This is a genomic window from Geitlerinema sp. PCC 9228 (assembly GCF_001870905.1).
GTDB lineage: Bacteria > Cyanobacteriota > Cyanobacteriia > Cyanobacteriales > PCC-9228 > PCC-9228.
On the sequence record NZ_LNDC01000040.1, the window covers coordinates 1 to 6315 of the forward strand.

Sequence of the window (6315 nt, forward strand, 5' to 3'; positions counted from 1 at the left end):
GGGGATGGGTTAGCATAGCGAATCTATCTAGGCACACCCGATGAAGCGAGAATCTCACGAATTCTATTCGTGAGAGTGTCAACATCGGGAGAGTTCAAACTGGTTTTGCAAGCTCCTACCGATATTGATATTTTAGCCGTTGTGAAATCCGGTTCCCAAGAACTTCCCAGAAAATACGTGCAAATCCATCGCAACCAGCACCAAATGACAATTGTTGCCAACTACCCCAAAACCGGCAACTTCAAATTGCACGTATTCGCCAAAAACAAGAACCAACCAGGAAACAGCTATCCCCACGCCGCTTCCTTTTCATTGCAGACAAACAAGTAAGGAAACATGGGATTTGAGCAATCAACTCCCCATCCCATGTTCCTACACAAAACTAAACCTGCAAATTCTCCACAATCCGCTGCATCGCCGTTTCCACATTTTTGCGACTGTTAAACGCCGAAATGCGGAAATAGCCCTCGCCAGCAGAACCAAAGCCAGAACCAGGCGTTCCCACCACATTGGCTTTTTGCAACAACATATCAAACAAATCCCAACTGGAATAGCCGCTGGGGGCTTTTACCCACAAATACGGTGCGTGAACGCCGCCGTAAACCGTCAAACCAGCTTTGGAGAGTTTTTCGCGAATAATTTTGGCATTTTCAAGATAAAAGTCTATCAAAGCCCGAATTTGCTTTTGCCCGGCGTCGCTGTAAACCGCTTCTGCGCCCCGCTGCACGATATAAGAAACACCATTGAATTTCGTAGACTGGCGGCGGTTCCACAGATTCCACAGTTTTACCTCGGAACCATCGTCGCCTTTGGCAGTCAACCCTTCCGGAACCACTGTATAGGCGCAGCGAGTTCCCGTAAATCCGGCGTTTTTGGAGAAGGAACGAAACTCGATCGCGCATTCGGTAGCCCCTTCAATTTCGTAGATGGAGTGGGGAATTTCTGGGTCGGTGATGAATGCTTCGTAGGCGGCGTCAAATAGGATAATGGCGTCGTTTTCCCTAGCATAATTGACCCACTTTGTCAAGGTTTCTTTGGTCGCGATCGCACCTGTGGGATTGTTGGGAAAACACAGATAAATCAAATCCACGTTTTGCGACGGCAGGGGTGGCGTAAAGTCGTTTTCTGCATTCATGGGTAGGTAAACCAACCCCTCGTATTTGCCATCTTCGGTAGCACTTCCGGTGTGACCGGCCATTACATTGGTATCTACATAAACCGGATATACTGGGTCGGTGACGGCAATGGTGTTGTCATCGCCAAAAATATCTAAAATATTGCCAGTGTCGCATTTTGCCCCATCGGAAACAAATACTTCCGAGGCATTGATATGGCATCCCCTGGCTTGAAAATCGTGGGCAGCAATTTTTTCCCGCAGCCAAGCATACCCCTGTTCCGGACCGTAGCCGTGAAACGTAGCGCGATCGCTCATTTCGTCAACAGCTTTTTTCATCGCCTCGCAGCAAGCCGTTGGCAGGGGTTCGGTTACGTCGCCAATACCGAGTTTGATGATATCGGCGTTGGGATTTTCCTCTTTGAAAGCGTTCACCCGACGGGCAATTTCCGGGAACAGATACCCGGCTGTCAGTTTGAGGTAGTTGGTATTTGCTTTGGTCATTCCAGTTCCTAGTCGCTGTTCCTTAGTGTAGGATAGAGCGTTTGCCGTTCGGTGTTCAAGATTTGTTGGCTGCGATCGCGTTGTTGCCTGAAAGTGGCAGACAAAACTCGGAAACCCCTTTCCCTAGCTGACTTGCTGTCGCAGGGCAAAGGTATAGCGTTGGGTGGGAATATCGGTTATAAAATGAAAAGGGCGAATTTCGTCGATTTTTGCCAGGCGGTTGTCCGTACCGCAAAATCCTGGCGCTCTCATCAACAAAACATTGCCAAAGGAGCGCGGCTTTCTTTTTCAGGGGATTTTTACAGATTCAAGCTTTGAAAAAATAAGCAAAGATGGGGGTGATTCTCTTTTATATAAAATCCTACGGTAGACTTATAGAGAAACCCCCCTGTCATCCCCCGCAGGTTCGGGGGACGGCGACCCTTCGGCAAGCTCAGGGCATTGCAGCCGGGGGTTTGAGAGCGATTCAATCTGTTCAAGTGAATTTATATGACAACTCGAACGAGCGAAAAATTAGCGCCATTTGCGATAAACCATCGCTCCTAAAGACAACAGCAAGAAGCCAACCAAACTCCAAGTGGGGTTGAACAATCCACTTTCTACTGGTGTCTGGGTTTTCGCTTCCGTCGTGCCATCGTTGGGTTGAGTTTCCATCATCATCGGCTGGCTTTCATTAACTTGAATTTGAAATATTTTGGTGCTGCCGCTGACTTCATGGGTGACCACCAACAAAGGTTCGCCGTTGGGACTGTCTGCGGCGGGAATGAACTCCAAACCTTCCGGACCCAAATCGCCTGCCGTACCAGCTTCGGCGTTGCCTTCAAAATTGCGATTGTTGGTATATTGTACGAACTCCGGTGCCACGGGATTGGTAATGTCGTAAATCGCAACACCGCCGATGCGTTCCAAACCGATGAAAGCATAGGTGCGATCGCTGATGACTCCCGTTGCTATCCCTTCCGGTTCCGGTCCTTTGGCAATGCTGCGGGTGTCGAAGGAGTTGTTGGCGTCGTTGTCGGCGTTGAAATTATTGGGAAATTCTTCTGCAACAATGGTTTCTAGGGAGTTGCCGCTGTCGTATACCAAATTCCCGTTAGCATCCCAAATGGAAAAAGACCGAGCACCGTAGGAATACAATTGTTCAAATGCACCGTCGCCGTCGGTGTCGCCGCGAGAATTGGTCACTTCCAAGCGTCCCAAATTTTCCGGTCTTTGCAACTCGCTGGCGTTGGGGAACATGGTGCGGTCTAAGGTTAAATCTTGCACCTGCACTTCTTCGCTAAAACCGGGATAGTCGCGGCTGTCGCCTTCGTTGGCGGTGATGAGATAGGTTTCGCCGCCGGTGGTAAACGGTGCAATGCTGTCTGGCTGGTACATTCCCAGAACTGGTACCTGGTGAATGTCAATCTCGCCGTCTTCGTCGCTGGGGTCGATGCCGTTGCCTGGCTGGTTGTAGTTTTTATAGCCTAACGGCGCGATCGCTTCGACGCGACCCTGATTCAAATCTACCTTCGCCAAAGCATTATTTTCTTGTAAGGTCACCCAAGCCGTATCGTTGGTTGCGGCAACATATTCCGGTTCCAAATCTTGAGCCACCGTACCGCCAGGACCGTAAATTCTCACACCGGCGGCTTCCAATGCTGCTTGTTGGTCGTTGAATTGTGTAAAACCAACGGAAGTGACGGCTGCTGGGGTCAAAATATCGGACCCAACTTCACCCAAATTTCCAGGTAAATTCACGCGAATATTAACCAGCGACCTGGGTAAATCAATAACGCTTACCGAACCTTCCGGGTCGGCTACCAAATTGCCAGCGTCGTCGTAAATCGGTTCTCCCTCGTTGGCAACCACCACCTTCTCGCCGTTGGGGGTAAAGGTTATCATATCCGGCAAAACGCCAATCTCTACCTCGGCAAGGGGGCGATCGCCAGAAGAGAGGTTGGTTTGGTAAAATAGAGCCATACCGTTTGCCGTACCATCTTCCGCTTCCACAGCCACGGCAAGCTTGCCATCTTTGACATCCACGCTGTTGGCTCCCGCACCAAACGGCGTTACATCTATGGAAAATAGTAAAGTAGGGTTGGTGGGATTGCTCAGATCCAACACATCAATCGCATCTTTGTTGCCGTTGACCACGAACAACCGATTGGTATTGGGGTCGAAGGAGGCAATTTCCGCCGCACCTTCGTCAAAAACACCCGTTTGGTAGGTGCCAATAGGCATCAAATTGATGGCATTGGTGGGTTGCGGTGCCATAAAAAACGCTCCTCACACGTAACACAGGAAAAGGGAATTTCAGCAAATGCCAAATTCCGCGATCGAATATTGACTATACCATCAAACGACATCGATGGATGTTAGCCAAATTGCATGACGATTTTAAAAACCGGCGAACTCCCGAAAATCGGCTTCCGTGAGATGGCTGGCTTTCCCTCCCAAAACATTCGCCAGAACTTGTTCTCCTAGCAAAATCGCCGCACCGGTATCTGTCGCCACTACCGTTAGCTGGGAAAACTGCAAGCCACCAGCCAACCCCAGCGTATCGAGACCATCGGTAAAATCCGCAATGGTATCTACCCCAGTATTTGTCGAAAGCACAAAAACATCGTTTCCGGAACCGCCAAACAGCAAATTGTTCCCCAAATCCCCAAGCAAAACGTCATCTCCGGCATCGCCGAAAACAATATCCCCATCAACACCGCCAAATAACGTATCGTTGCCGGCACCACCAGCCAGTTCGTCGGCACCCTGGGAAGCCAACACCCAATCGTCGCCATCGCCGGCACACAGGAAATCGTTACCACTGTCACCAATCAAGGTATCGTCGCCAGTATTACCAACGATCGTATCGCTGCCGAGGTCTCCGGAAACCGAATCGTTGCCAGCATTGCCTACCAGTTGGTCATCTCCAGACCCTCCAAGCAGGGTATCGCTGCCGGTTCCCCCCAGCAACGTATCGCTATCGACATCACCAAACAGGAAATCGCGACCGTCGCCGCCAACCAGTAGGTCAGCTTGCGGGGAGTTCAAAACGGTTTCGCCGGTTTCGCCGCCATTGGCAGCCAGAGAACTATCTCCCAACAACACATCGTTGCCAACACCGCCGTTGAGAATATCACTTCCTAAGTCCCCTTGAATGAGATCGTTGCCAGATTCGCCAAAGGCCAAATCGCGATCGCGACCGCCACGGAAGGTATCGTCACCGCTACCGCCAAGCAAAATATCTTCGGCGGCACCGCCAAGCAAAACGTCGTTGCCGCTGTCTGCTTCTATGCGATCGCTACGGTCGCTTCCCTGTAAAACCTCGTCGCCACCATTGCCAGCGATGGTTCCGTTGGTGACGGGAACTGTGGTAATTTCGGTAACAATTTCTACCGGACAGCGATCGCTGTTGGGGATGATAGGCTCTAAAACTCGTATGCTGACAGTATCCGTATCGCTGACGCCACCATTGCTGGCGGTGAGTTCTACGGTCGTTTCTCCAAAAAAACCAGCATTGGGAGTAAATATCAAACCATCTAAAGCGGCATCGAGGCTTGTGGGAGAACCAGCAACCACGAACTGCGAGTCGTTGTCGCCGTCTCCAGACAAAAAGTTGATGTTAGGAGTTGGGTCGAGGGTTAAAGTTCCGTTGCTGGTGTTGGTGGTAACGGTAATCATGTTGTTGTCGGTGGCGTTGAGGGTGATATTTTCCAGTGCGATCGCGGTGTTGAATGGTGTTTGCAGATTGCCACCGGCAATAATTTCGATCGAAGATGGGTTTGGAGATGGCACAGATGACGGTGGTGATGTGGGAAACTGTTCGCCGCCAGTTGTTGTATTGCCTACATCAATGGTAAAGGTTTTGCTAGAGGGAGCAAACAATTCCCCGTCAGAGGCATTCCAGTCAAACGCTAGGGTTCCGGTAAAATCGCTATCCACGCGAACGCTTAACTGGGAGATATCTGCAGCTGCGATCGCTTCTGGTGCAGAAATGGTTTCTCCGTTGAGAAGCAAATTACTGTTTTCCGGCAAGGAATCGATACGAATGCCAGCTAACGGGGAACCTTCTGGGTCGGTAAAAACATTGGTAAAAAATTGGGAGGTTAATGCGATCGTACCGCTGGCATCCGGCGTCGCTGCAATGCTGATATTGTCTATACTGGGAGGATTGTTGGTCGCCTCCGGTAAATCCTTTAAATTCACCGTCACCGGTTGCGGATCGCTGGTGGCATTGCTGTCGCTAACTTGTACTTGCAAATCGAAGCTGGGATTGCTTTCAAAATCCAAATCTTCTGTATCGCCAACTGCTATTTCCCCAGTATCAGGATTGATAGAAAATGCGGGAATACCGTTGCCATTGGGGTCGGCGTTGCTGATAATTTGCCAGTTCTGTAAGGGGTCGTTTTCCGGATCGATGGCTGTCACCGTACCCACCAAAGTGCCTTGGCTGCTGTTTTCATCAATATTGAAAGTTGCCGCAGCCACTTCTGGCGGGTTGTTGACCTCTACTTCACTAATTGCGATCGCAAATGTATCGACAATGGCGGTGGTGCCGTTTTCTATTAAAGCAAAGTCAAAGTTATCAATATTGGGGTCTTTGCTACCGTCGTGTTGGTAAACAAGATTGCTGCTATCGATATCTTGCTGGGTAAAAGTCTCGCCAACCGCTAAGGGGATGCCGTTGAGACTTAAGGTTCCATGGTTTGGCAGGCTGT

The 6315-nt window shown here is 50.1% G+C and carries 5 protein-coding genes; 1 reads left to right on the top strand and 4 read right to left on the bottom strand.

Annotated elements, in window-relative coordinates:
* The first annotated feature begins 69 nt into the window (after window positions 1-69).
* On the top strand, window positions 70-330 hold the full coding sequence (locus AS151_RS02810) for a hypothetical protein (RefSeq protein WP_139240470.1): 261 nt from the start codon (window positions 70-72) through the stop codon (window positions 328-330).
* A gap of 52 nt (window positions 331-382) precedes the next feature.
* On the opposite strand, the gene AS151_RS02815 is transcribed toward AS151_RS02810, so the two are convergent.
* From AS151_RS02815 to AS151_RS02825, 4 genes are all read right to left on the bottom strand, one after another.
* Entirely contained in the window at window positions 383-1618 is a 1236-nt protein-coding gene (locus tag AS151_RS02815) for an LL-diaminopimelate aminotransferase (RefSeq protein ID WP_071515558.1), read from the bottom strand.
* Window positions 1619-1741: 123 nt separating this feature from the next.
* A complete protein-coding gene (locus tag AS151_RS23015) occupies window positions 1742-1873 on the bottom strand; it encodes a hypothetical protein (protein WP_275527965.1) in 132 nt (43 codons plus the stop codon).
* 258 nt (window positions 1874-2131) lie between these two features.
* Window positions 2132-3874, bottom strand: coding sequence for a choice-of-anchor I family protein (locus tag AS151_RS02820; RefSeq protein ID WP_071515559.1), 1743 nt, complete (start codon window positions 3872-3874; stop codon window positions 2132-2134).
* A gap of 123 nt (window positions 3875-3997) precedes the next feature.
* Window positions 3998-6315: cadherin domain-containing protein (locus AS151_RS02825; RefSeq protein WP_211517499.1), on the bottom strand; the 2318-nt coding region annotated here is incomplete at its 5' end.

What these genes read in the sequence shown, in the direction of transcription:
- AS151_RS02815 (WP_071515558.1), bottom strand. Translation starts at nt 1,618, where the DNA reads ATGACCAAAGCAAATACCAACTACCTCAAACTGACAGCCGGGTATCTG.
- AS151_RS02820 (WP_071515559.1), bottom strand. Translation starts at nt 3,874, where the DNA reads ATGGCACCGCAACCCACCAATGCCATCAATTTGATGCCTATTGGCACC.